Genomic DNA, 24,795 nt, shown 5'->3' on the forward strand with positions numbered 1-24,795 from the left:
TCATTTTTTTAATTCAAAATTACCGGTTATTGCTCGCGCATCTTTTTCGCAAAGCCTGTGTAAGCTATCAAAGGCATCTTACTAAAGGTGAACTTAAAATCCTTTGGAACCTCTCCGGACCGCATGAGTTGCCATAGTTGCTTTTGTAAAAATACAGGGCGTATTCCACGAATATCCGGCTGCTCAAACCCGAGGTCTTCCATCCACATCTTCAATTTCCGAGGCTCGATAAACAGGGAATAAACATGGTAATCCGGTGGTGTGTTCTTCACGAACCACTCCATCCCTTTAATCACCACCAACCAGGCCAAAGGATTTTTATTAAAGGTATTGAAGAAGAACAATCCCCCCGGACGCAACACTCGTGAAGCTTCCGCAATCACTTTCTGAGGATCAGAAACATGCTCCAGCAAATCCATAGCGGCAACAACGTCGAAGCTTTCATTGGCATAAGGCACTTGATAGACATCCCCCTGATGGTAGTGCACTGAATGTGTATGATCCCGGGATTCGGCCACTTTCAAACTGGAGGTGGACAAATCAATGCCCGTCACTTTATGGCCCGCCTCTGCCAAATCATTTGCCAAAAAGCCAGCCCCACAACCCATATCAAGGATTTCGGCGTGATAGCCTATATTGCGCCGAATGGATTCCAGAATCCATGGCATTTCCACCTTGTGCTGATTGCGCAAAAGAGCGATAGGATCATCCTGAGCCTCATACCATCGATCCGCCAGATGATCATAAACTTCATTGTTGACGATTTCTCGGTCCACCTTTGCAAGTTCCAAATCCATGGAATCACCTCCAGCTCTCAAACACGCTAGCAGTCGCCAGTTCCGGCGAGGAGCTTTGGCGAAGTCCAGTGGTAAGAATCAAGTGGCATATTGATCTGTCAGTCGGCTTCCGCTACACTCAAACATATGGCTGATTATATTGAAATTGCGTGCCGATGGATTTTAGGTCTGCAGATGTTCTTCTGGGGGCTCAACGGCTTTTTTCATTGGGTGAAAGTTCCTCCTTCCGACCCTGCCATCGACCGCTTTGTTCAAGCCTGCATCGACACACGCTTCATCATGCCAACCGTGAAGATCTTTGAAATCATCGGTGGCGCTCTGCTGGTTTTGCACATAGGTGTGCCTCTGACTCTGGCTTTACTTTCTCCTATCATGTTTGTGGTGACCGGATTGCATATTCTGCACAATCCCAAACCCTGGGGCGTTCTGGTCACAACCACGCTGCCTTATGCCGCTCTGCTGTTCTATCATAGCTCTACTTTATTACGACTTGTTCACTAAACGACTCTGTAGCAATTAAACTCTCTATGAATCTTTCGTAACTTGAGGAAAAACAAGATCTCTCAGTAGATACTCCTCAAGCTTATGAAAAGACACAGTGCTAATTCTTCTTCCTATTTGATTCTCGGACTCGTTGGTATGGCTTTGGCCTTTTCCTGGCTCTTTGCTTTAACCCCCCGTCCTCACAATATCGAAGTCATCCGCCCCAACCTCACAGTCAATACCCAGTCACTGTCTTCTTTCAACTATCTGAATTACAATACCGATCATGAGGGCCTGTACTGGTTGAAGTTCGAAACTGACCCCATGATCTACCCTTTAAGCCGTCTTAAAATGCGCACCATGAACTGCGTTCACGAAATGAGCACCAATCATAGCGATTGGAAATTACCCTCAGGACTGCAGAGTGTTTGTGACAATCGCAGTGGACTCTTGCTCAAGGACACCACAAAATCACTTTCTCAAAATACCCAATGGAGATTTGCGGGCAGCACCCGGGGTGACAGCTACGGTGTTCTTCTGGAGAAGGACTGGAGCGATCCTCCCGTAGCGGCAGGTCTTGCCCTGTTGACTTTATCTTTGGCGTTGATGCTTTATGTCCGGCTGCCAACACGCCATCTGTCAGAGCGTCTTTTTGTTGTCACGTTCTTGATCTTGGCCTTTCTTTTCCGCTTCTGGCTGGTTTTCATCGAGTCGCCCCCTCAATTCGGCCTTTTTTCGGACATGGGGGCTTACTTCTCCCGCTCCGAAGAAATTCTTAAAGGCCAATTCCAGCTCGATCAACTGTTTCAACCCATTGGCTTCACCTTGTGGAGCTTATGGCTTCGCAAGCTAGGTGATTTTGAGCTGTTTAATTGGTCACAGGTTTTCTTTTCCTTGGGCACCGTGGTTTTCATTTATCTGATGGTGCGGGAGCGCTTCGGTTCTTTGGCCGGAGCCATCAGTGTGGTGATCAGTGCGACCTATGTTCCGCTGGCGGGTTTTGCCACTTTTCACATGGCCGAAAACGCCTATGCGTTTTTCATATCTTTGCTCTTGTGGCTGATTCTGAAGACATTAAAGAACCAGCGCCTGTCAGGATACTTTATGATTGGCCTGCTGATGGCGATCGCCTTCTATTTCAAAGGAAATCATGCCTTCTTTATCCCGATCTTTGCTCTTTGGCTTCTTTATCAGGACCGGCAGCATTTCCAAAAAGGCTTCCGTAAAGTTGCGGTGATGGGACTGGGATGTGCACTTGTCGTAGCACCGCATATCCTGTGGACCTGGGAGCACTATGGAAAACCGCAGCTAGGCCCCACGGCTGGCGCCTTGAATTTTGTGGAAGGAAAATGCCCTTCGAAAGACAACGAGGATTCCACCGGAGCCCGCTGGATGTCCCCGATGTTCGGCTTCACCAACGAAAGAATCTACAAAAAATGGGATCGTCCGTTTACAGATCAAGGATATTTCTGGAAAGCCGGGTTTAACTGTGTGAAAGAAGACCCGCTGGTTCTGATTTCCAGCCTTCGTTACATCTACTATCTGGCCTTTGGAAACCCCTTGTGGCCTCATATCTCCACCAACGTGCAGGACCTCTATTATCCTTGGGAAAATTTATTTTACTATGGAATCCTGCCGCTGACTCTTTTGGGGCTGTTGGTTCTGCGTAAAGACGAAGAGGCCTTCACTCAGACCTCCGCCTTACTGATCATGTCGCTGTTCCTGACTGTGTGGTTCTTTAAATCAGAGAACCGCTTCCGGGTTCCTTTTGATGCCCTCTTGATTGCCTGGTCCTCTGTGGGAGCCTCCTGGGTTCTGTTGAAGCTTTTGTCCTTCTTAGGATGGTTGACTGTTTACCTGCGAAACCTGTTCATTAAGACTCCAGTAGTCGTACAGGTAACCCACCAGGAAGAGTCCTCCGGTGCAGAGCCAAATCAGTCCTGAGATCCATTTTCCCATATAGAAGCGATGCACACCGAATATTCCAAGGAAGGTCAAAAGAATCCATGCCACGGTATAGTCGATACGCCCATTGCGATAATTGCGTTGCGCATCTCGCTCCATACCCGGAATCAGGAAAAGATCAATCAACCATCCCACTCCTAAAAGACCAAACGTAAAGAACCAGATGGTTCCGGAAACAGACTTTCCAAAATAGAAGCGATGAGCCCCCATGAATCCGAAGATCCAAAGAATATAACCAATAAAAGTGGAATGTGTTGGCTGTGCCATTGCTGTACTCCTGTTATTCGTTAACGGGCCGCGTGCGGTCGCTTCAAGTATAGACCAAACTTATACATAACCCATACATGAAACAAGGCCTGTGTCCATCTGTACAAAAACCACGGCATGCGGGGTTTGAATTCATGGATGGCTGCGATTACGGCTTTGCCTCCAAGGATTTCCCGAAACTCCAAACGCCCCCGAACTGTCTTTTGCGCCAGAAGTCCCCCTCGCACATAGAAAAGCTGCCGGTGGGACCAACTTCGTTCTGGAGAATACTCCAGAATCAAAAGTCGCAGGTACGGAAAGCTCCAACTGAAACTCACCCAGCGTCCACTAACTTCAACTTTCATAAAACCCGGCCGCATTGTGGGCAGAAAATCCATATAGGCCTTCGCCACCTGCGCTGCCGTCACACCTTCAGGAATGAGGAGACGCTGGACCGAGCGAACCTCATAAGACCCGATCGGATTTTTTTGAAATGCCAACGGTGCCTGCTGTTCCTGATAGTGATCCAGGGCCGTGCTTAACGCCTGCTGAATGGGGGTAAAAGAATATCCGGGAATATTTAGTTCATGTCCTGCCCGCACGATCAAAGGGACTCGCAAACCTTCAATCAACGGTCGCACCAGCGCTCGCGGAGCCCCTGTCACCAAGCAGACCCACAGTGTGGAAAGTTCCGGACTTAAAAAGGGGATCGGCAGCAATATACGCTTCTTACCCAAAATACCGGAGATCATCTTCATCATATCCAGATAGCTCACCACATCCGGCCCGCCAAGATCATAAATATGGTCGGCGGTGGCAGGTGTTTCAAGACAGTGATGCAGACTTCGCACCACATCTTTAAGTGCAATCGGCTGACTGAGCGTATGAGTCCACTTCGGGCACACCATCACCGGCAAGCGCTGAACAAGACGCACCATCATATGAAAGGACGAGCCCTCCGGCCCCAGAATAACAGCAGCACGCAAAATCGTCGCAGGAATTTTACTGGCGGTGAAAAGCCCTTCAACCTCATGCCGACTTTTCAAATGACGGGACAAAGTGGGGGCATCATCTGGATACATGCCTCCCAAATAGAGGATTCTTTTGACTCCGCACTTTTCCGCCGCACGCACAAAGTTGTCCGCCACAATCAAATCAAAATCTTCAAAGCTTCCTTGAGTCAGTTGTGCAGACGGCCGCATCGAGTGCACTAAATAGACAGCGACGTCACAGCCTTGCAGGGCTTTTTCTGCATCAAGCAAACTAAATAAATCGCAAGATCGCCATTCAATTCCTAGGGCAGGGTTTTGTTTTACAGACCGACTCAAGGCCACAATTTCGTGCTGCCCCTGAAGTTCTTCTATCAAGGCTTTGCCGACAAAACCGCTGGCACCTGCTATAGCCACTTTCACAACAACCCCCAACTTATTGGAAAAACTATATTCTATCACATTCATCCCAAACCCAAGTTGGTAATTAACAAAATAAAGCCGTCGCCTTGACAAAGAAAAAGGCGCACACAGGTTTACAATGTGAGAACGAAACCAACGAAGGAGGTTTTTAATGAGACTATTAACACCTTATTGGCCAACTCGCCGAGCTACGACCAGTCTTTTCGACGAGATGGATCGCCTGTTTGAAAACTTTGCGACGCCAGCTTCTTATGAGGCTCACGAACGCACGTTAACTCCAGCATGCGAAGTGTCTGAAACCCAGGATCATTATCTATTAAGCATGGATATACCTGGATTTAAAAAAGAAAACGTAAAAATTGAAGTGAATGGAAATCTTCTGACAATTTCAGGAGAAAGAAAACGCGAAGAGAAAGTCGTGGGCACTTTCGCTCGCAGATTCACTGTCCCCAACAGTGTGGATGGCGGAAAAATTGAGGCACATCATGAAGATGGCGTCTTAAGTATTTACCTGCCAAAAACGCCGATAGCCCAAGCTAAAAAAATCGAAATCCAATCTCAAGGGGGTTTCTTCGAGCGGATAGGATTACAGAAATCCACCGAAGACAACACGTCTGAACCTTCCCATTGATCCTCCTCCCTCCTAAGAGGGCTTGATCCCCCGTCAGGCCCTCCTCTTTTTTAGTTTCCGGTTGCCACCTATTCAGTGAAAGCAGATAATAAAAACTGCAACTCATTGAGGTGAAACGTGGATAAGAAAAAACTGGTTGAAGCCATCCGCACACATTTGGAAAACGACATCACAGCTTTAAAAGAGTCCGTCAAAGCCACGATTGATGCGGCCACCAATGAGGAAAGCAAAGCTGAAAATGAATATGACACCCGGGGATTGGAAGCTTCCTATCTGGCGCGCGGCCAAGCCAAGCGCATTGCCGACATGGAAGAAGCCCTTTTACATCTAAAGCATGTGAACTTAAAATCTTTCGGCCCGAATGATCCCATTTCTTCTTCCGCCATCGTTGAAGTTGAGCACAATGGAAAAACCAGCTTCTTCCTGATTCTTGCCAAAGGCGGTGGCGTCAGTGTTTCCTTTGAAGGAAAAAATATTCAGGTGATCACACCCAACAGCCCTTTGGGCGAAGCCCTTCTGGATCAGAAAAGCGGCGGAGTGGCCGTGGTTGAATCCGGCCCTCAAGTTCGTGAATACGATATCATCAATGTCTGGTAACTAAGGCAGTTGCATCTCGCCCCGTTCATTCAGGGGCGCCATTGGATTCCAGGCCACTTCCCACAAGAACCGATCCGGGTCTTCAAAGTATCCACTGTGACCTCCCCAGAAAACATCCTGTGCTGGTTTGATAATACGGCCTCCGGCTTTTTCAGCCTCGGCCAAAACCTTTGCCACTTCTTCACGGGTATTTACATTATGGGCAATACTGAACTCGCGAAAACCGCTTCCGCGGGAATCAACCCCAGCATCCTTGGCCAGTTCTGCGCTTGGGAACAATGAAAGCGCCACACCACCTGTTCGCAAAAATACGACGTGCTCGTTGCTGGCTGGCGACACCTTCCACCCCAGGCCTTTTTCATAAAAGTTCCTGGAAATTTCCCGCTTTCTGGCATTTCTTGCCAGCCCCGGAAAGTTGACATAGGATCCCTAGCCATGGGCACACCAATTCAAGACGTTGTTATTATTACGACCGGCGGCACCATCGAAAAGACCTACAATGAATTCGATGGCTCACTGGAAAATCGCGGCACCAGCATTAAGAATCGCATTTTGTCAAAAATGCGTCTTCCCTACACGAACATCTCTGTTTATCCGCTACTCAGCAAAGATTCTCTTTACATGACGGACGAAGATCGTTCTTTGATTGCCGCCACCGTTCGCGATCAGATGCAACGGGGCTGCCCTATCGTGGTTCTTCACGGTACAGACACCATGCACGTATCCGCCGAGCATTGCTTTAAGGAAATTGGCACACCGAAAGTGCCGGTGGTCTTTACTGGCGCCATGATTCCGATGGGCTTTGATGACAGTGATGCTGCTCAGAATGTCACGGAAGCCCTGCTGTCGGCGAAACTTCTGCAGCCTGGTTTTTACATCTCTTTCCACAACCAGGTCTTCCACGTTCCTAACGTTCGCAAGAACCGCGAAAAAGGAACCTTTGAAAGTACCTAAAAATCCTCGCAATGGCCGTCTTATTTTGAGATTTCCCGTCTCAAAGTATTAAGACGGCTCCAGGATCTCCGAAAAGAAACTGTTGTATCCGTTTCATTCAGGAGATCGCCTTGAAGTCTTTTGCTTTTATTCTTTCCACCATCGTTTTCGCCACCTCCGCTTGCACTCACTTTACCAAAGTCGCCACTGAAAAAGAGTTCACAGATCATCCTGTGCCGTATTCGCCAAACCATCGGCAGCCAGCGAATAATAAAATCCCCTGGTGGTCAGCCAACGAAAATCAGGTGCAAAATGCATTCTGCCGTTCCAAGCTTCCGGCAACCAGTGCCGCCATCACGGCATTCTATAAAAATCGCCCCCTGGGCCCCGGCTATGAAGGGGGCACTTACACAATTTCAGGCATTGAAATCAAAGATGAAAGACCGGAACTGGTACTGGCGCTGAGCAAACTTCTGTTCCCGGCGAATCCGGAAGAAAAGATCAAAGAAGCCCCCGCAAACTTTCAGCAGACTTTTAAGATCAACTCTTCCTGCAGCAAAGCCTTATGTGCCGTTCAAAAGATCTTTGGCCCTGAAGTCGGACCCCAGATGCTGTATCTTATGGATCAGTTCGATATCAATACATCGCCGTACGCATTCATCAATGCCTCAGCCTTTAATGCTTCCGAAATTGCCGACGTGATTCGTTCGCTGGAACTGGTTCATCCGGATCAGCTTCCCTTTGGCAGCAACAAAAAATTGATCCGTTTTAAGCGTGGTTACACAAGGGCGTCGTATGGCGACGATGGTGGAAGTGTTGTCGCCAATGCAGCCATCGAGTTGTTTGATTCTTGGAGCGAGCAAAGTTCCGTCATGCGCCAGTACACACTTTATCATGAAATCGCGCATAACCATTCCGACAATCAGTTTTCTGACTATGACCGCTCGGCAAGCTGGCTGGCTCTTTCTGACTGGAAGGAAAACAAAGGCGGTGAATTTGAATCCTTGCGCAAGAAAGCCAAACAAGGACATCCTTTTGTTTCTCGCTATGGCGAAACCAATCCCTTTGAAGATTTCGCGGAAAGCCTGACCGCCTATCGCTTTAATCCTTCATGGCTAAAGCAAAAATCCAAAGACAAATACAATCTGATCAAACTGCTGGTGCATGATGGCCTGGAATATACTTCAGCCAAAGACTGCCAGCAAGCTCCGGCTTCCAAAGGCTATCAGCGAAATATCGACCAAAATGGCGACCGACTTTCTACCGCCGACAAGGACTATATCCTGAAATCCTGCCGTAAGCCCTTCTATGAATCCGTCTTGGGCCACATGCCCACCAGCTTCTTTGATGCCTGCGTGAACTACGAGGCCACCTTACTGTGGCAAAAACAGAATCAGCTGCAATACCCAGATCTGGTTCAACAAGCTCTGTTCGATCCGACACTGCGGGTCTCTGTATTAAAATTCAAAGCCGTCCGACAGGAACTTGCCGAAAAGCTGCAACCTGAAATGACTGATTGGCTTTTAAAGTCCATGGAGTCCTACAGCTATCAGATGAGTTCGGCACAATCCAATGCTGAATATTGCGACGTCTGGGCAAAAATGGAAAACCGTATCTATCCAGAGCTCTTTACAGAAAACAAATGGGCGACGAAAAGTATTTACCGCTCCAGAAATTTCAGTCCGTCTGCCGGTGCGGCCCGCGGGCTGTGTCTGGATCTGGTCCAGGGCTTCGTTCCCACGGCTAAATCCACAAGATCCACCGTAACCAGTTGGCTCAGAAAGACGGTCTATATTTCTGACGATGGTAAAATCAGCGAACGTGGCATCACTCGTGATTCTCTGATGACCTACATCAAAGACCGCACACGATTGTACGAAAAATAATGACTACTTTTTCTTCTGAGCTTTTCTGGGCGGAGTCAGCTCCGCCAGCTCTGCAAGAATCTGCAACCAGCGCTCTTTTAAAGCCGTCTTAGTGCGCGCATCCTTGATCTTTTCATGGTTAAACACCAGAAAACTTTTATCTTCGCCACGGTCCCCAAGATAGACCTGCAAGATCGTGGCCTTGTGCCAGTCGGTATCCTGCCAGGTCATACGCAGGCGCACACCCTCTTTCATCGTGCGGATTTCACCAAAAACACCATCTTCGGTTTCAAAAACATTCTTGGGTTTGAACTTAAAGGGTGACAGGGGCTTCAACCAAACCGCCTGACCTTGTGAGGACTCCAGAAGATCCCAAAGCTTATCCGCACTTGTATAGAAAGTGCGTGAAGCCGCGGTCATATATTCGCCCTTGTCATTGCGGCCTTCAATCTTACGTCCAATATGAACTTCGTAAGCCGAAGTGACAATCTGCTGCCACCAGGGCTTGCATTTGTACTTCTTGGCCAGAAACGCCACGATCTCTTTGCGGGTCATGTGGGTGGCACCTTGAGTGTCCAGGATTTTCACCCACTGATCCCAATTTTTTCCTGTGTGTTTGGCCACCGACTCTGCGGAAACCTTGTTCAGTTTTTCGATCACGCCAGTCGGAACTGTTTTGGCCATACACTGATTCCGTTATGTACTAGAGAGCTTTTTTAATGTGCAGACTGGCTGCGCCTGACTTCACGGAAACCTTGAACTTGGAACCGGCCGTCTCGCCGACCTCATTCGTCATTTTGCCCGCCGGTGAAATAAAGCTCGTCGTAAATTTGGCGTCTGCAGGCATCGTCAATTCCACCGTGCCACTTCCGGATTTCAGATCGAACTTGCCTGATGCCGGAACCGCTGCATAAGTGATCTTTGCAGAGCCCGAGCCCATTTTCAGATCCACATCCCCTGACAAAGACTTCACCGTGATTTCACCACTGCCGCTAGAGCCTTCCAGTTCGTGAACATCGGCATCCACGGTCAAATGACCAGCGCCGATTTTGAAATCAATTTCACCCTTGGTGCCCGTGACAGAAATATCTCCAGAACCGTTTTTAATATCCAGACTGATCACTTTGGGAACCAGAATTGTGAAGTTCGTTGTACAGTCGGACTTCTTGAAAACCCCTTTGCGGTGAATCTTGATATCCAGATCAGAACCTTTTTGCTTGAACTCCAACGCGCAGGACTTCGTGAAATCAACTTTTTCGCTGGTTACCACCAGCTTATCCTCGTGCCCGCCTTCGATTTTCACAGTGCCCTTGATATTCTCCAGCTCCAATGAACGGATCGTCTTTGCGTCAAACTCCTTGGTTTCAGTCTGTGCCCATGAAATATGCCCGGCAAACACCAAAGCCACCATCAACATTGTTCTCATATTTCCTCCTAAACAATTCCCTAATTTAGCTCCTGAAAAAGCCTCTTTTCAAGCCAGAAACAAGAGTTTTTTTCCAAGGCTGGCTCCCCACCCAGTAAAGGGTTGCGTTTCCCTCTGGGACCACGTACAAAAACAGCTTTTAAAAGGACCCCTGTTCATGATCAGTACATCCAATGTCAGTTTGCGTTTTGGCGGAAAAAAGCTCTTTGAGGACGTGAATGTCAAATTCACTCCGGGAAACTGTTATGGCCTTATCGGGGCTAACGGCGCCGGTAAATCCACTTTCCTGAAAGTTCTTTCCAAAGAAATCGAACCGAACACCGGTGAAGTTCACATTGCCTCGGATCTGCGTTTGTCTATCCTGAAACAGGATCACTATGCTTATGACGAATTCCCGGTTCTAAAAACTGTTCTGATGGGGAATGAACGCCTGTACAAAGTCATGCAGGAAAAAGACGCCCTTTATGCCAAACCTGATTTTTCTGAAGAAGACGGCGTGCGCGCTTCTGAGCTTGAAACCGAATTTGCAGAACTGAATGGCTGGGAAGCGGAATCTGAAGCTGCCGTCATGCTGGCGGGCCTGGCTATTCCTGAAGAGCTGCACGGCAAACTGATGAAAGAACTGACTGGCGGCGAGAAGGTGAAAGTCCTTTTGGCTCAGGCTTTGTTTGGCCGTCCGGATATTTTGTTGCTGGATGAGCCGACGAATCACTTGGACATCTATGCAATTCAATGGCTGGAACAGTTCCTTGAGAAATTCGAAAATACCGTCATTGTGATTTCGCACGATCGTCACTTCCTGAACAAAGTCTGCACCCACATTGCGGATATCGACTTTGGCAAAGTGACCACCTATACAGGGAACTATGACTTCTGGAGACAGGCAAGCGAACTGAATCAGCGTCTGCGTGCAGATCAAAACAAGAAAAGCGCTGACAAGGCGGAAGAACTTAAATCGTTCATCGCCCGCTTTAGCGCGAATGCCTCCAAATCCCGCCAAGCTTCTTCACGTCAGAAGCAGTTGGAAAAACTGGAGTTCATTGATCTTCCGGCTTCTTCTCGCAAACAGCCGTTCATCGGCTTTGATATTAAACGCGATCTGGGTAACGACATCCTGACAGCGGATAAGATCACCAAGACCTGGGAAGGCGAGACTCTGCTGAAGAATATCAACTTCACTTTAAAAAAAGGCGACAAGGTTGCTTTGCTGGGCCGAAACGATCTGGCCAAGACTTTGCTTTTGGAAATCCTGGCGGGCGAACTGGCCGCGGATTCTGGCACATACGCGTGGGGCATTACCACATCCCTCAACTACTTCCCGACGGACAACTCCAAATACTTCAGCGGCAATGAAGAAACGCTGGTGGACTGGCTGCGCCCTCATTCCACGGAAAAGGACGAAACCTTCCTGCGTGGCTTCCTGGGGAAAATGCTATTCAGTGGATCTGATGCCTTGAAACAGCCGAAGGTTCTTTCCGGGGGCGAAAAGGTTCGCTGCATGTTCTCTAAGATGATGTTGTCTGGTGCAAACATCCTTATTCTGGATGGTCCAACCAATCACTTGGACTTGGAAAGTATCACGGCTGTGAATGAAGGCTTGAGCCGATTCAAGGGCACCATCATCTTCACATCTCATGACCATGAACTGATTCAGACCGTTGCCAACCGTATTATCGAAATTGATGACACTGTCGTTTACGACAACCACATCACTTACGAAGAGTATCTGGCAGCAAAAATGGCGACCGCTCAGTCTTAAAACTGAGAGCCCCGGTAATCTCGCTCGAGGGACTTTTTAAGTTCCTCGACGAAGACGTTTACATTTGTATTCAGCTTGTTTCGCGTCGGGGTCACCACCCAAATATCTTTGGTGCCCTCGCTGTACCGTTCCAGTAATGAAACCAGTTTTCCTTCCTTGATATCATCCCACACATAAGATCCCGGCAAGCGTACAATCCCCAGACCATCCAAAGCAGCTTTCACCAGAACCCGAGGATTGTTGGTCTTAAAGTTGCCCTTCACCGATACAGACAAAGGCTTGCTGGACTTCTTAAAGCTCCAAGAGCCCTGCCCACCCGACAGACAGTTATGATCAGTCAGATCTTCGGGACTCGCGGGAGCACGGTGAGTCTCCAGATACTTCGGTGAAGCACACACATACTCGCGTCTTGTAGCAATCTTCTGTGCCAACAAGGAAGAATTCTTCAAGTGCCCAATACGGATAGCTACATCGAATTTTTTCTCGATGATATCCACAATGCGGCTTTCAAAATCCAGCTCCACTTGCAGATCAGGATATTTGCGGGCCAAAGAGATTAAGGTCGGCGCAATAAAGTTTTCACCAAAAACGCCGGCCAGTGTGACTCGCAGAACACCTCGCGGACGATCTGAAGAACTGATCACCTGCTTCTTGGCAGACTCCAAAGTTTCCAGGGATTGCCGACAGCTTCCTAAAAACTCTTCCCCCAAATTTGTCAGCTGAATCCGGCGCGTGGAGCGGGAAATCAGGGCTATTCCCAGATCTTTTTCCAGTTGTTTGATGGTCTTACTGATATGCGATTTAGAAACGTGCAGTTCGGCGGCAGCCTGAGAAAAGCTGCCGGTTTCACTGACTTTCACGAAGGCAATAATGCCCTGAACCCACTTGATTGTTTCCATATGGAAACAATGTTGTTCTAAATGCCCGTATAGTCAAGCCGGGCACACTCCCCTAAGATAGAGCCACTATTAAAACCTCTTCACTTAGGAGACAACATGATGAAAGTAAAAGCGGCTGTTGCCTGGGGCCCTAATCAACCTTTGAAAATTGAAACTGTCGATCTGGAAATGCCAAAGAAAGGCGAAGTTCTGGTGAAGATTGTTGCTTCCGGTGTTTGTCATACGGATGCTTACACTTTGTCTGGTGTGGACCCTGAAGGCATCTTCCCTGTGATTCTCGGCCACGAGGGCGCTGGAATCGTAGAGGCCGTGGGCGAAGGTGTCACAACTTTGAAAAAAGGCGATCACGTCATCCCTCTTTACACGCCAGAGTGCCGCACCTGCAAATTCTGCCTTTCTGGCAAAACAAATCTTTGCCAGCGCATCCGCGAGACTCAAGGTAAAGGTTTGATGCCAGACGGAACTTCCCGTTTCTCCAAAGATGGCAAACCCATCTTCCACTACATGGGAACTTCCACGTTTGCTGAATACACCGTTGTCCCAGAGATTTCTTTAGCCAAAGTGGACGAAAAAGCTCCATTGGAAAAAATCTGCCTTCTTGGCTGTGGCGTCACTACAGGAATCGGTGCCGTTCTGAACACGGCCAAAGTTGAAAAAGGCGCGACCGTTGCGGTCTTCGGCATCGGCGGTATCGGTCTTTCTGTCATCCAAGGTGCGAAAATGGCTGAAGCCAGCCGCATCATCGCGGTGGATATCAACAACGACAAATTTGAAATGGCCAAAAAATTCGGAGCCACTGATTTTGTGAATCCAAAAGAAATCCAAGGCAGTGTTGTTGAAGCGATCGTGAAGCTGACTGACGGTGGTGTGGACTATTCTTTCGAGTGCGTTGGCAGTGTTCAATTGATGCGTCAGGCGCTGGAGTGTTGCCATAAAGGCTGGGGCCAATCTATCATTATCGGTGTTGCCGGTGCCGGAGAAGAGATCTCAACCCGTCCATTCCAGTTGGTCACAGGCCGCGTCTGGAAAGGTTCTGCTTTCGGTGGAGTTAAAGGCCGTACAGAACTTCCGGGTTATGTTGAAAAATATATGTCCGGCGAAATCAACTTGGATGATCTGGTGACTTTCACAATGCCGATTGATGAAATCAATCAAGCCTTCCAGTACATGAAAGAAGGCAAAGCCATCCGCAGCGTGGTCACGTTCTAAAAAGGACTTATCAATGAAAGTGCTTAAGACACATAAGACATTTGAAGGGCTCACCCAGTTTTGGTCTCACGAATCTGCCGAGACCAAAACTGAAATGAAATTTGCAACCTTCATCCCAAACGGAAAGGTCGAAGGCTGTATCATCTGGCTTTCCGGCCTGACCTGCACGGATGAAAACTTCATCACCAAGGCCGGGGCGCAAAAGTATCTGGCTGAAAACAACTTGATGGTGATTGCACCTGATACCTCCCCGCGCGGACTGAATCTGCCGGGGGAACATGATTCTTACGATTTCGGTTCTGGAGCTGGTTTCTATGTGGACGCCACAACCGCGGACTATAAAACCAACTATCGCATGTACAGCTATATCGCAAATGAGCTTTACGGTGTGATTCAGAATCACTTCAAAGTGATGAATATCGCTATCATGGGGCACTCCATGGGTGGGCACGGCGCTTTGGTGATCGGCTTGCGCGAGTCTGAAAAGTTCAGATCTGTTTCTGCCTTTTCACCGATTGTGAATCCCACTCAAGCACCCTGGGGTCAAAAGGCTTTCCGTGGTTATCTGGGTGACGATCAAAATGTGTGGAAATCCTATGATGCCTGCGAACTTATTAAATCAGGCAAAAGACACGCCCATAAGATTCTGATTCACCAAGGCACAAAAGATGAGTTTCTGCTGAACGGCCAGCTTCTGACCCCTAACTGGGTCGAAAGCTGTCAAAGGCACGCTCAAGAACAAGAAGTGGTTTTTGCTGAGGACTATGATCACAGCTACTACTTTATTGCGACCTTTATTGAGTCACACATCAAGCATCACGCAAAGTTCCTGAAACAGTAGTCCTTATGCGGGCCTTCTCCCCAATCGACGGGACGTAAAGGCCCCATTTTTCTCTTCGGAAGAGCGAAGATAATCCAATTGACGCTCTACCATGACATCAAAGACATCCAGCAAATTGTCATGCTGCCTTTGTGCGGTTGCAAATCCCTGACTCTCTCCCAAAAGCTCAATGGTGTGATGAATCGCCTCTATCGTGGAATAACAATAATCCGCCGGCTGCTTGCGCACCCTGAACGTAGAGGGTTTTTCCGGAGAAAAACAAATCTGCGGCAAGGACTTCAGATTCTGGCTTTCTCGCATCATTTTTTTAGCTGTGGCCCAAGTTCCATCGATCACAAAGATCGTCAGCTTTTTTCCTTGTGGAACCAACTGAGCCTGTTGCGCTTGTGTCATCACAGAGAGATTCCGAGAATCAACACCTGGATAGAGAATAATGCAATGTCGGCCGGAATCCTGTATCAGCCCGTTGACCATTTCATTGTCCGAGTAATTCTTGCCTGAAATCAAAAAGGACTGTTCTAGACACAAATGAGACATGCGTCCCGTGGCAATGCGCCGACGCATTTCAATCGGATGAATCAGAATTACAAAACTGATGTTCGGATCAAACTTCTGGATGTGTGGACAGTAGCAACCTTTCTGGGGCTGAATACACACAGCACAGTGCTCACGGTAAACCGTCTGATCATGGTAATTCTTTACTTCCACCGATAAACCTCACTACTAAGATCATACATCACGCTGGACCGGGCAGAATGCCCCAAATCGAAAAATCTCGCATTTTCCGACAAGACTTCCGTGTCCAAGTCTTTCCAGTCTATCACACTCCACCTGTTAGCTGTCGTTCCTTGTACGGATTTTTTTAGATTTCTGTCCCCACAAAGTACAATAGGTACAGATACAACTCACAACAGATGAGGTGTGGCATGAGAACTCTAAAACAAATAACAGGTTCAATCGCTGCTCTGCTGTTTTTGACATTAAATACGGCCCACGCAGAGCCCATGGAAACAATGAGAAATCACAAGCCCAACGTGATTGAAGAGATCAACCCTTTTGATCCCAACATCGAGCAAGTGCTGGAGCAATTCGATAAAATCTACGAGGAAGAAACTGGAAAGCCTTCCCACCTTCCTGAAAGCTTCCTGGATGAAATTATCGGCTTTGCCAATTGCACACGAAACAGCTGCGCTGTCTGGGCTCAAGTGGTGAAATCCAGCCAACGCATGTACTTGTATGTCAATGGCAGTCTGCGTGGCTCATGGTTGGTGTCAACAGGCATGTCGGGCTATGGCACTCCCAACTTCGATCGCCACCCCGATGGACGTATTTATGATCGTTATACTTCAGGAAAATATCCTGGCGGTGACTACAAAGGCCTGGGCAATATGCCCTATGCTGTCTTCATCACAGGTGGCTTTGCTCTGCATGGCACACCTCAAGGCAACTGGTCTAAACTGGGAACCCGAGCCTCCCACGGCTGTATCCGTATGCATCCCGACAACGGATATCTCTTCAACCGTCTGGTCCGACAATACGGCAAATACAATGTCTGGATCACTGTTCAATAGAGAAAACAAAAAAGGGTCTTCTTCCGAAGACCCTTTTGGCTAACGACGCCCGTGATAGTTTGTGGGAATTCCCGTCGCACTCCATTTATGGGAGATATACGACCCGCCCGAGCGAATTTTTTCATAGGAAAGTTCGACGTCAATCAAGGCATTGTAATTCGCCTTGACCGTCAAAAATGCCAGACTCAACAGCGCCTCTTCGCGGTCTTCATAATCCACGACTTTCAAAGCCGTCTCTTTGCGGGAAAAATTTCGGGTTTCCTTGCTTTGGTCTTTCATGAAGACAGCAATATTCTTCGCAGCCTGCACGGTCTCATTGTAAGCCTCAAGCTCCGGAACAATTTTCGCATCATAACATGGCCCACAATAGGCCCCATGAGACAGAAATTCTGGAACCTCTTTCAAGAACGAAAAGCTTCCCTCTTCTAAGAACTGCGCACACTTCTTACAGACAGGTTCTTTACAAGCTCCGCATTGAAGGGTGGCTTTCGGCTTTTGGCAGACACAGCAATTCGTATTTTCCATAGAAACAAACTAATACATTTGCCGCCCGAGTTCGACAAGATTCTATCATCGTCCACCAAACATCACCGGCCTGCGCAGGTCCTTGGGGGCCGTTTTGGGCTTTTGCTTCCACTGGAAACGCTTCATGTCAATCTGGTTGGACTCCGAGAATTCCACCCCTTCGCCCTCAAGCAGCCTCTTTTGTTTCTTAAATTCGGCACTTCCCGGAGGAAAAGAGATCTTACCTTTGGAATTCAAAACTCGCTGCCAGGGAAGATCGTGGCTTTCACTGCAGGAATGAAGAAGCCATGCGACTCCGCGAGAACCCTGCGGCTTTCCTGCCAAGGCGGCGATCTGTCCATAGGTGGCGACCTTCCCGCGTGGGATTGTCTTGATAAAGCTTAAAACTTTTTTTGAGAATTCCGTGGTTGCCTGCATAACGTCCCTTTAAGCTATACTTTCGTGAGGGGGAAAAGTCACATGTCGAATTCAGAAAGTTCTATCGAGTCAGGTCCACTGTACAAGTTTCTGCTGAAAGTGGAAAAGGCGGGAAATGCCCTGCCACAACCTGCCTTGATGTTCTTGCTTCTAACCTTCCTGGTAATTCTGCTTTCCGCAGTCATCAGTGGTTTGGGCGTTGAAGCCGTTCATCCGGTAAAAAAAGAAACCATCACGGCCGTCAATCTGCTCTCCGTTCAGGGCCTGCACATGGTGCTAACGGATATGCTAAAGAACTTCACGGGCTTTGCTCCCCTGGGAACAGTCCTGGTCGCAATGCTGGGCTTTAGCTTAACTGAAAAAAGCGGACTTTTAGGGGCCCTACTGCGCCTGTTGGTCCTCAAATCCCCGAAGCAGCTCTTGGTTCCAGCGGTTCTTCTTGCGGGCATCATGTCCCACACTGCGGGTGACATCGGCTATGTTTTGTTGATTCCTCTTTCTGCCATGGCCTTTCACAGCGCGGGGTTAAATCCCTTGGCAGGTCTGGCGATCTGCTTTGCCGGGGTTTCCGGAGGTTTTGCCGCCAACTTTATGTTGAGCGTGGCCGACCCGGTGCTTTCCGGATTGTCTCAAGAAGCAGCCAGAATCATTGATCCGGCCTACGTGGTGACTCCGGTGGTGAATTGGTACTTCATGTCCGTGTCTTCTGTACTGATCATCGGCATAGGAACTCTGGTTGCGAAAAAGATCACTATTCCTTTCCTGGGCGATTACAAAGGCTCCGCCGAACACACCTCGCCAGAACCTTTGAATGCCTATGAACGAAAAGGTCTTCGTTGGGCGGGAATTGTTTTCGTTATCTTTATCGCACTGGTCTTATTGGGCACTGTTCCTGAAAGTGGTTTTTTGCGTAATGCTCAAAACGGCTCTCTTCTGAACTCTCCGTTCCTGATGGGTATTATTCCGATGGTCTTTTTCCTAGCGGCCCTGACCGGTGTCGCTTATGGGTTTGCTTCAAAGACCTTTAAATCTCAAAGCGACGTCACCAATGCCATGCAGGAATCCATGGCAACAATGGCCCCTTATTTGGTGATGGTCTTCTTTGCTGCCCAGTTTATTGCTTTGTTCAATTCTTCCAATGTGGGACTGATCCTGGCCGTCAAGGGTTCTGAGGTTTTGAAAGATATGAATCTCAGCGCCATTCCTTTGATGATTGGTTTTATCATCCTGACTTGCGTGGTGGATTTGTTCCTGGGAAGTGCCTCTGCAAAATGGGCCTTGATGGCTCCTGTCTTTGTGCCGATGTTCATGCTTCTGGGCATTGCGCCCGAACTGACTCAAGCCTCATATCGTGTGGCTGATTCGGTGGTGAATATTATATCGCCTCTGATGCCGTACTTCCCTCTGATTCTGGCCTTTGCAAATAAGTACGATCCAAAAGCCCGTATCGGAACCTTGATTGCTTTGATGCTGCCGTACTCTATCGCCTTTACGATCTTCTGGTCGTTGCTGTTATTTGCCTGGATCTTACTGGGACTTCCGCTGGGCCCAGGGGCTCATTTGCATTTTGTGATGCCTGGTCAATAAGGAACAAGAAAGAAGCTCCCCGAGAAAACTCAGGGAGCTTCTTTTATTTGTCTCACTGCTTGTAAGAACGGTACCAGACGGCATTGTCGGTTCCTAAAACAAAGACCAGAGTTCTGTTTTTCGCTGATGAACTGGCATCAGGTCCCGAGGACAATCCTCCTCCCAGAGACTCCCAGCCCGACCATGCGCCACTGAACCATTTGTGCCAAAGAGCATTGTCGGTTCCGCGCACATAAACATCCAAGCGACCATTTCCCCATGAAGAAACACCGGGTGATGACGTCAGGATACCACCTAAAGATTCCCACGCGGACCAACCTCCCCAATACCAGATGTGCCAAAGGGCGTTGTCAGTACCTCGAACAAAGACGTCAATGCGATTGGCACCCCAGGAAACGGCTGCTGGATCAGATGTCAGAATGCCGCCCAAAGATTCCCAGCCCGACCAGGCTCCACCAGTGAACCACTTGTGCCAAAGAGCATTGTCACCACCTCGAACAAAGACATCCAGTCTTCCGCCTGACCAACTGGCCGCTGCCGGTCCGGAAGTCAGGAAGCCACCCAAAGAAACCCAAGGCTGCCAAACTCCATTTCGGAATGTGCGCTGCCAAAGAGCATTGTCGCCACCTCGAACAAACACATCAATACGATTAGGTCCCCAACAAGCCGCCGCTGGAGACGACGTCAAAAATCCCCCCAGCGAAGTCCATGGACTCCACGAAGTTCCGTTCCATGCACGATACCAAAGAGCATTATCCGTTCCGCGCACAAAAAGGTCTGTACGATAGTTATGACGAGAACAAGAAGCCGGGTCTGATGTGCCAATACCGCCAAGGCTGGCCCAAGCAGACCAACCCGGAGGTTGCGGATCATCATGTTCAGGAACAACGGGTCCCTCCAAGGGAGCCGGCGCTGAAACTGAATCCGTCATCACAAACGCGTTTGCCATCTGTGATGCGCTGATAGAAATAAGAAATAAAAGAAAGCCTGTTACAGCACGCATATCATCCTCCTGTGATTCGAGCGTTGGTTATTGTTCCTTCACCGCAAAGGTAACCAATGCCGAATCGGGCAGGTAGATGATTCGCGTGCTTTGCTAAAATGCCTTACTTAGCCTTGCTAAAGAAAATCACTGTGCAGAAGCACACGCACTTATGTTTCTGATCAAGAGCACTGGACTGCAGTTTCTAGTCGAACAGTTCTTCCAAGAAAGTTTTTCTGCGCTTATAGGGTTTTTGCTGATAAGGACCTGAGGGATGCTGCTGATAAGAAGGTTCTTCTTTCTTGCTTTCAAATTCCTGCGAGCGTTCGATGATTTTATCCAGCTCTCCACGATCCAGCCAGATTCCACGGCACTCCGGGCAATAGTCGATTTCAATACCTTTACGTTCAGAGATTACAAGATTCGGCTCTTTGCAGTTTGGACATTTCATTTAATACCTCCAGAGCTTTCAACCTACTAAACACTTCTTCTTTTTGAAAATCGATAATATTTAACAAAGTCTTCGCTTAAAACAATCAACTAAAAAAACGTCCTCGGCGAAGATCTTTAAATGATCAGAGACGAATTCTTGTCTTGCCGGTACTGCCGGACAGGCGTAGTTATTGGCTATATGACTGCTTCTTCTCATTCTCCTCTCTCACGAGGTTTGGTTCTTCTTCTTGCCGCCGCCGTTGGTATTATTGCTGCCAACCTCTATTATGCTCAGCCTATTGTTGCGATGATCAGTCAGGCCTTGGGACTGGCGCCGGAAGCTGCCGGTTTGGTGGTTACACTCACTCAAGTGGGTTATGGCTTGGGAGTTCTGCTGATGGTTCCCCTGGGGGATATGCTGGAAAATCGCCGTCTTGTCATGACGATGATCGCTCTGACAATTCTTGGGCTGTTGGGCCTGGCCTTTGCCACGCAATTGATTCCTTATTTTATCGCAGCCTTCGCAACGGGGTTGGGGGCCTCGACCGTTCAGATTATTGTTCCCTATGTGGCACACTTTGCTCCTGAAATGCGCCGAGGTCAGGTCGTCGGCAGCCTGATGAGCGGCCTTATGATTGGCATTATGCTTTCCCGCCCCACCGCCAGTTTGCTGACGGATCTTTTTTCATGGCATGCGGTCTTTGTCCTGTCTGCTGTCTTGATGACGATTCTGGCCGTGGTGCTTTATCTTGTGTTGCCGCCCCGCCCTCCTTCCAACAAGAATCTGCGCTATGGTTCTTTGCTGAAATCCATGGGGCATCTTTATCTAACAACGCCGATTCTGCGGCGGCGAGCCCTTTATCAGGCTTTTCTTTTTGGCGCTTTCAGTCTGTTCTGGACAGCAAGTCCACTACTGCTAGCCGGACCTGACTTCAACCTTTCGCAAACCGCGATTGCGGTCTTTGCCCTGGTGGGTGTCTCTGGCGCCATTGCTGCTCCGCTAGCGGGTTGGGCTGCCGATAAAGGCTGGAGTCAGAAGGCTACAAAAATGGCGATGCTTATTTCCGCAGGATCTTTCCTGCTAAGTCATATTTTTTCTGCGGGTTCGACAGCGGCTTTAGCTGCCTTGGTGGTTTCAGCCATTCTGCTGGATGCAGGAATCACGGCCAACCTGGTGCTGGGACAAAGAGCGATCTTTGCTTTGCAGGCAGAATATCGCAGCCGCTTGAATGGTCTTTTTATCGCCACTATTTTTGTGGGTGGTGCGATCGGATCCACGCTGGGGGCTTGGGCTTATGCTTATGGTGGCTGGAATCTGACAGCCTGGATCGGTTTCACGATGCCAGCGTTGGCTTTCCTGGTCTTCTTGACTGAAAAAAAGGCCTGATGGTCGTCTAAGCCAGGCCACGTCGAATTGCTTCGCGGGTGGCTTCGGCTCTGCTGGATATGTGCAACTTCTGATAGATGATCTTCACATAGCCCGCAACTGTCTGGGCGCTAAGGCCCATCTTCCCAGCAGCTTCTGCCACCGTAAAACCTTTAGCCAACAATGCCAGTGTTTCAGTTTCACGTGCCGTCAAATCCACATCTTTATTTTTCGCAGCTTCTGGCGTTCTGAAATGACTGATCAGTCGGTGAGCAATCGATGGCGAAAGAGGTGGCTCACCATATTGGATTCTTTTTAGGATTTCTGCCACCATCTCGACATTTTCATCTTTCAGAATATAGCCTGATGCCCCGGCAGACAAAGCATCGAATAGATGAGCATCGTCATGGTAGATTGTGACCACCACACTCAGAACCTGGGGAAATTGCTCGCGAAGCTTTTTGACCAGTTGAATCCCGGAGCCATCCGGAAGCCCCAGATCAATCAGAGCCACCTTAAAAAGATCCTTGCGGTCTGAATTTGCAAGCTGATTCAGCCAAGCCTGCGCGTCCTTCAGGTAGGCACATGCAAAGACCTGCGTCTCAGGGAAAACCTGATTCATGGCCTTGATCAAAAACTCCTGCGTTTTTGGTTGATCCTCAACCAGCAAACAAAGATTCTTCATTTCGCTCATGAGGCCAATATACACAAAATCAGGATAGATAAAAAGGAATCGTCAAATAAATCTTTGTTCCTTTACCAGAACTGTTCGCTCGGAAGCTGCCGCCGATGTCTTCAAGGCGCCTTTGCAGACTGGTCATGCCAAATCCGGAGTTTTTGGTTTCAGCGTCAACATCAGAAGTAAAACCTTTTCCATCGTCTTCCACCAGAATCTCTAAATTCTCTGCCTGCACTTGAATGAGAACCCTTACTTTTTCGGCTTCCGAGTGGCGAACGACGTTGCTGATCACTTCCCGCAATGCCGATCCCAAAGCTTTATGCTGGCGATAATCCAACAGGCTTTCTGCATGAGGCCCTTCAAACACAGGCCATTCCATCTCGATCTTGGCAGCACTTAACCGACGTTCGGCTTCATGGCGCAAATCCGCAAGCAGACGCATCAGCATGATCTTTTCGCCGGCAATACCACTGACGATCGAACGAATATCTGAGATAGCTCCCTGCAATGTCGGTCGCAGATTATCATCAGCCATATAAAGCCCCGTCAGCAGACGCGCTCCCACATCATCATGCAGATCCTGAGCCATGCGACGACGTTCTTCCACCACACCACGATCATAAGCCTGACGACTGGATTCCGCTTCTTCAATCAAACGCACGATCTCTTTGGCAAGGTCCTTAGAGCTTGAACTGAACAAGGACGTCCCGGACCACGGATAGCTAAGCTCCATTGCCGGAGCACTGGCCACGGCTGGCAGAATGAGAGTCAAACCGTCTTTTTGAAGCAAGACCTCAGACACTTCTGCCACTGAAGGTTTTAACTCCAGAGGATCAAAAAGTTTCCGCAGCAGATTTTGCCAGCGCTCTTCCCTTTGCAAAGCCGATGGAGCAAAAGCCACATGCAGAGATTCCGCCAACAGCTCATGAGTTTCAAGTCGTCTTTTCTTTGAAAAAATTCGCCATAAAGAATCCCGCAGAGGCAGATAGATAAAGCCGATCGCAAGAAGAGCCATCCCAAGCGCTGGCAAACGGTCAATACCCAACAAATAAATCAGTGCAGCATCCAGAGCCACCAAGATCATCGCTCCAACAGCATAGAACAAGAATCGAAATGCCCATTGTCCTACTTCAAACAGGCGATACTTAGTCAATCCCGCCGCCAAGCCCAGATAGATAATCAGGAAGAATGAAAAAGCATAGCCTTGATTTAAAGGCTGCATCTTCATCAGCAAAGGCAACGTATTAAAGATCACCCACGCTCCAGCCCCGATCAGGACAGAAAGCCCCAACCAGGTTAAAGACGCTCGGGAGGTCGGATCTTTTCTGGTCGCAAAGAATTGCGCGCCGACGGCGATACAGATCGTCAGCATCTCCACCGCGATCATCAAAGACACATTCGCCCAATCGGGCAGAACATTCAGCACATACAAACCAACCCAGGAAACAAAGACAATCGCCTGCACCACCGCAATCTGGCGCCAATAGCGCAATTGCACCGGATAAATCATAAATAGAGCCAGAATGCTGACGCCAAAAAGACAAGCCCCCAAAGCATTAAAAGCCTCAAGGACAACAAAGACGTTCGAAGCAATGGCTAGTTCTCGTGTGGTATAAACGGCTGAGGGCACCGCAGAGATAAATGTTGATAGACCGCTGAAAGCAAACAAACCACTGGCAAGATCCCGCGGCCGTAAAGCCCAAATACTGCCAGAGATAATCAAAGACCCCATACCTACAAAAATCTGCAACCAAAAAAGAGCGGGCAAATCTGAAAGCTTACGATCCGGGAAATCCAAGTCGGAGCTTGCCTCCAGAATCTGATCCTGACGATCAAAGAATCGGGCCAATTCTGCCTTTTTTCCAAGATCCCCCGGCTCTGCCATTAAATCAGAAGCTTCCAATATGATGCTGCCGCTGGCAGAATTGATTTGATCACCGACTGATAAAGGTTGTGGCAAGGTTTTCTGCTGAAGAGCAGTATAGACAGCCGAAGCACTGACTAGAAATCCAAATATCAAAACCAAGGCAAAGCGACTGCTAGGAACCATTCCTGTCTCCGAGATCAAAACACTGTTATCAGGCATTATTGGTACAATTCTCACAAATGTTCAATCTAGGCCAAAATGTTTTTGCCAACAGACCACAATAAGAAACAGTTGAGTTCGTATTTT

At 48.6% G+C, this 24,795-nt stretch carries 26 protein-coding genes; 12 read left to right on the forward strand and 14 right to left on the reverse strand.

What is annotated here, in order from left to right; all coding sequences use genetic code 11:
• Window positions 1–26 precede the first annotated feature (26 nt).
• Window positions 27–797, reverse strand: a complete 771-nt coding sequence (gene ubiG / locus ACES2G_RS16720; protein WP_347358718.1) for a bifunctional 2-polyprenyl-6-hydroxyphenol methylase/3-demethylubiquinol 3-O-methyltransferase UbiG — start codon at window positions 795–797, stop codon at window positions 27–29.
• Between the two features lie 126 nt (window positions 798–923).
• Here ubiG and ACES2G_RS16725 point away from each other — a divergent pair, with 126 nt between their 5' ends.
• Entirely contained in the window at window positions 924–1,298 is a 375-nt protein-coding gene (locus ACES2G_RS16725; protein WP_347358719.1) for a hypothetical protein, read from the forward strand.
• Window positions 1,299–1,382: 84 nt separating this feature from the next.
• Window positions 1,383–3,224, forward strand: a complete 1,842-nt coding sequence (locus tag ACES2G_RS16730) for an ArnT family glycosyltransferase (protein WP_374000798.1) — start codon at window positions 1,383–1,385, stop codon at window positions 3,222–3,224.
• Here ACES2G_RS16730 and ACES2G_RS16735 read toward each other — a convergent pair.
• Together ACES2G_RS16735 and ACES2G_RS16740 are read right to left on the reverse strand one after the other, a co-directional pair.
• Window positions 3,117–3,512: a TM2 domain-containing protein gene (locus tag ACES2G_RS16735; protein ID WP_347358721.1), complete on the reverse strand. Its 396-nt coding sequence runs from the start codon at window positions 3,510–3,512 to the stop codon at window positions 3,117–3,119. The two genes, ACES2G_RS16730 and ACES2G_RS16735, sit on opposite strands and share 108 nt — an antisense overlap.
• Window positions 3,513–3,532: 20 nt before the next feature.
• Window positions 3,533–4,903, reverse strand: a complete 1,371-nt coding sequence (locus tag ACES2G_RS16740) for an NAD(P)H-binding protein (protein ID WP_374000799.1) — start codon at window positions 4,901–4,903, stop codon at window positions 3,533–3,535.
• A 151-nt stretch (window positions 4,904–5,054) separates the two neighbouring features.
• On the opposite strand from ACES2G_RS16740, the gene ACES2G_RS16745 reads away from it, so the two are divergent.
• Window positions 5,055–5,534, forward strand: a complete 480-nt coding sequence (locus ACES2G_RS16745; RefSeq protein WP_347358723.1) for an Hsp20/alpha crystallin family protein — start codon at window positions 5,055–5,057, stop codon at window positions 5,532–5,534.
• 117 nt (window positions 5,535–5,651) lie between these two features.
• Entirely contained in the window at window positions 5,652–6,131 is a 480-nt protein-coding gene (locus tag ACES2G_RS16750) for a hypothetical protein (RefSeq protein WP_347358724.1), read from the forward strand.
• Here the strand turns inward: ACES2G_RS16750 and ACES2G_RS16755 are convergent, their stop codons facing one another.
• Window positions 6,132–6,470 carry a VOC family protein gene (locus ACES2G_RS16755; RefSeq protein ID WP_374000800.1) on the reverse strand — a complete coding sequence of 113 codons (339 nt, stop codon included), beginning with the start codon at window positions 6,468–6,470 and terminating at the stop codon, window positions 6,132–6,134.
• Window positions 6,471–6,566: 96 nt separating this feature from the next.
• On the opposite strand from ACES2G_RS16755, the gene ACES2G_RS16760 reads away from it, so the two are divergent.
• Both ACES2G_RS16760 and ACES2G_RS16765 read left to right on the forward strand, forming a co-directional pair.
• Window positions 6,567–7,085, forward strand: a complete 519-nt coding sequence (locus ACES2G_RS16760) for an asparaginase domain-containing protein (protein WP_347358725.1) — start codon at window positions 6,567–6,569, stop codon at window positions 7,083–7,085.
• A gap of 110 nt (window positions 7,086–7,195) precedes the next feature.
• A complete protein-coding gene (locus ACES2G_RS16765) occupies window positions 7,196–8,950 on the forward strand; it encodes a hypothetical protein (RefSeq protein WP_374000801.1) in 1,755 nt (584 codons plus the stop codon).
• Window positions 8,951–8,953: 3 nt separating this feature from the next.
• Here the strand turns inward: ACES2G_RS16765 and ACES2G_RS16770 are convergent, their stop codons facing one another.
• Complete coding sequence (locus ACES2G_RS16770) at window positions 8,954–9,613, reverse strand: SRPBCC domain-containing protein (protein ID WP_374000802.1); 660 nt, start codon at window positions 9,611–9,613, stop codon at window positions 8,954–8,956.
• 19 nt (window positions 9,614–9,632) lie between these two features.
• Window positions 9,633–10,355: a DUF4097 family beta strand repeat-containing protein gene (locus tag ACES2G_RS16775; RefSeq protein ID WP_347358728.1), complete on the reverse strand. Its 723-nt coding sequence runs from the start codon at window positions 10,353–10,355 to the stop codon at window positions 9,633–9,635.
• Window positions 10,356–10,512: 157 nt separating this feature from the next.
• Here ACES2G_RS16775 and ACES2G_RS16780 point away from each other — a divergent pair, with 157 nt between their 5' ends.
• Window positions 10,513–12,114 (forward strand): ATP-binding cassette domain-containing protein, encoded by a 1,602-nt coding sequence (locus ACES2G_RS16780; RefSeq protein WP_347358729.1) that lies wholly within the window; start codon window positions 10,513–10,515, stop codon window positions 12,112–12,114.
• Here the strand turns inward: ACES2G_RS16780 and ACES2G_RS16785 are convergent.
• Window positions 12,111–13,013 (reverse strand): LysR family transcriptional regulator, encoded by a 903-nt coding sequence (locus ACES2G_RS16785; RefSeq protein ID WP_374000804.1) that lies wholly within the window; start codon window positions 13,011–13,013, stop codon window positions 12,111–12,113. The genes ACES2G_RS16780 and ACES2G_RS16785 overlap by 4 nt on opposite strands.
• Before the next feature lie 99 nt (window positions 13,014–13,112).
• Here ACES2G_RS16785 and ACES2G_RS16790 point away from each other — a divergent pair, with 99 nt between their 5' ends.
• On the forward strand, window positions 13,113–14,222 hold the full coding sequence (locus ACES2G_RS16790; RefSeq protein WP_347358739.1) for an S-(hydroxymethyl)glutathione dehydrogenase/class III alcohol dehydrogenase: 1,110 nt from the start codon (window positions 13,113–13,115) through the stop codon (window positions 14,220–14,222).
• 13 nt (window positions 14,223–14,235) lie between these two features.
• Window positions 14,236–15,063: an S-formylglutathione hydrolase gene (gene fghA / locus ACES2G_RS16795; protein WP_374000805.1), complete on the forward strand. Its 828-nt coding sequence runs from the start codon at window positions 14,236–14,238 to the stop codon at window positions 15,061–15,063.
• A 3-nt stretch (window positions 15,064–15,066) separates the two neighbouring features.
• Here the strand turns inward: fghA and ACES2G_RS16800 are convergent, their stop codons facing one another.
• Entirely contained in the window at window positions 15,067–15,771 is a 705-nt protein-coding gene (locus ACES2G_RS16800) for a tRNA-uridine aminocarboxypropyltransferase (RefSeq protein WP_374000806.1), read from the reverse strand.
• A gap of 218 nt (window positions 15,772–15,989) precedes the next feature.
• On the opposite strand from ACES2G_RS16800, the gene ACES2G_RS16805 reads away from it, so the two are divergent.
• Window positions 15,990–16,634, forward strand: coding sequence for a L,D-transpeptidase (locus ACES2G_RS16805; RefSeq protein ID WP_347358733.1), 645 nt, complete (start codon window positions 15,990–15,992; stop codon window positions 16,632–16,634).
• A gap of 39 nt (window positions 16,635–16,673) precedes the next feature.
• Here the strand turns inward: ACES2G_RS16805 and ACES2G_RS16810 are convergent, their stop codons facing one another.
• Together ACES2G_RS16810 and ACES2G_RS16815 are read right to left on the reverse strand one after the other, a co-directional pair.
• A complete protein-coding gene (locus ACES2G_RS16810; RefSeq protein ID WP_347358734.1) occupies window positions 16,674–17,159 on the reverse strand; it encodes a hypothetical protein in 486 nt (161 codons plus the stop codon).
• 45 nt (window positions 17,160–17,204) lie between these two features.
• A complete protein-coding gene (locus ACES2G_RS16815; RefSeq protein WP_347358735.1) occupies window positions 17,205–17,576 on the reverse strand; it encodes an MGMT family protein in 372 nt (123 codons plus the stop codon).
• A gap of 42 nt (window positions 17,577–17,618) precedes the next feature.
• On the opposite strand from ACES2G_RS16815, the gene ACES2G_RS16820 reads away from it, so the two are divergent.
• Window positions 17,619–19,163, forward strand: a complete 1,545-nt coding sequence (locus ACES2G_RS16820; protein WP_347358736.1) for an AbgT family transporter — start codon at window positions 17,619–17,621, stop codon at window positions 19,161–19,163.
• Window positions 19,164–19,215: 52 nt separating this feature from the next.
• On the opposite strand, the gene ACES2G_RS16825 is transcribed toward ACES2G_RS16820, so the two are convergent.
• Together ACES2G_RS16825 and ACES2G_RS16830 are read right to left on the reverse strand one after the other, a co-directional pair.
• Entirely contained in the window at window positions 19,216–20,166 is a 951-nt protein-coding gene (locus ACES2G_RS16825) for a hypothetical protein (RefSeq protein WP_347358912.1), read from the reverse strand.
• A 184-nt stretch (window positions 20,167–20,350) separates the two neighbouring features.
• Window positions 20,351–20,596, reverse strand: coding sequence for a zf-TFIIB domain-containing protein (locus ACES2G_RS16830; protein ID WP_347358913.1), 246 nt, complete (start codon window positions 20,594–20,596; stop codon window positions 20,351–20,353).
• Between the two features lie 180 nt (window positions 20,597–20,776).
• On the opposite strand from ACES2G_RS16830, the gene ACES2G_RS16835 reads away from it, so the two are divergent.
• The gene (locus ACES2G_RS16835; protein ID WP_374001915.1) at window positions 20,777–21,964 is read left to right on the forward strand and encodes an MFS transporter; all 1,188 of its coding nucleotides are present in this window, start codon (window positions 20,777–20,779) and stop codon (window positions 21,962–21,964) included.
• Window positions 21,965–21,971: 7 nt separating this feature from the next.
• On the opposite strand, the gene ACES2G_RS16840 is transcribed toward ACES2G_RS16835, so the two are convergent.
• Window positions 21,972–22,628: a response regulator gene (locus tag ACES2G_RS16840; protein ID WP_374000807.1), complete on the reverse strand. Its 657-nt coding sequence runs from the start codon at window positions 22,626–22,628 to the stop codon at window positions 21,972–21,974.
• Window positions 22,629–22,656: 28 nt separating this feature from the next.
• Window positions 22,657–24,672, reverse strand: coding sequence for an ATP-binding protein (locus ACES2G_RS16845; protein ID WP_347358916.1), 2,016 nt, complete (start codon window positions 24,670–24,672; stop codon window positions 22,657–22,659).
• Window positions 24,673–24,795 lie beyond the last annotated feature (123 nt).

Origin of the sequence: Bdellovibrio bacteriovorus, assembly GCF_041888015.1 — a bacterium.
In the GTDB taxonomy this organism is placed as follows: Bacteria; Bdellovibrionota; Bdellovibrionia; order Bdellovibrionales; family Bdellovibrionaceae; genus Bdellovibrio.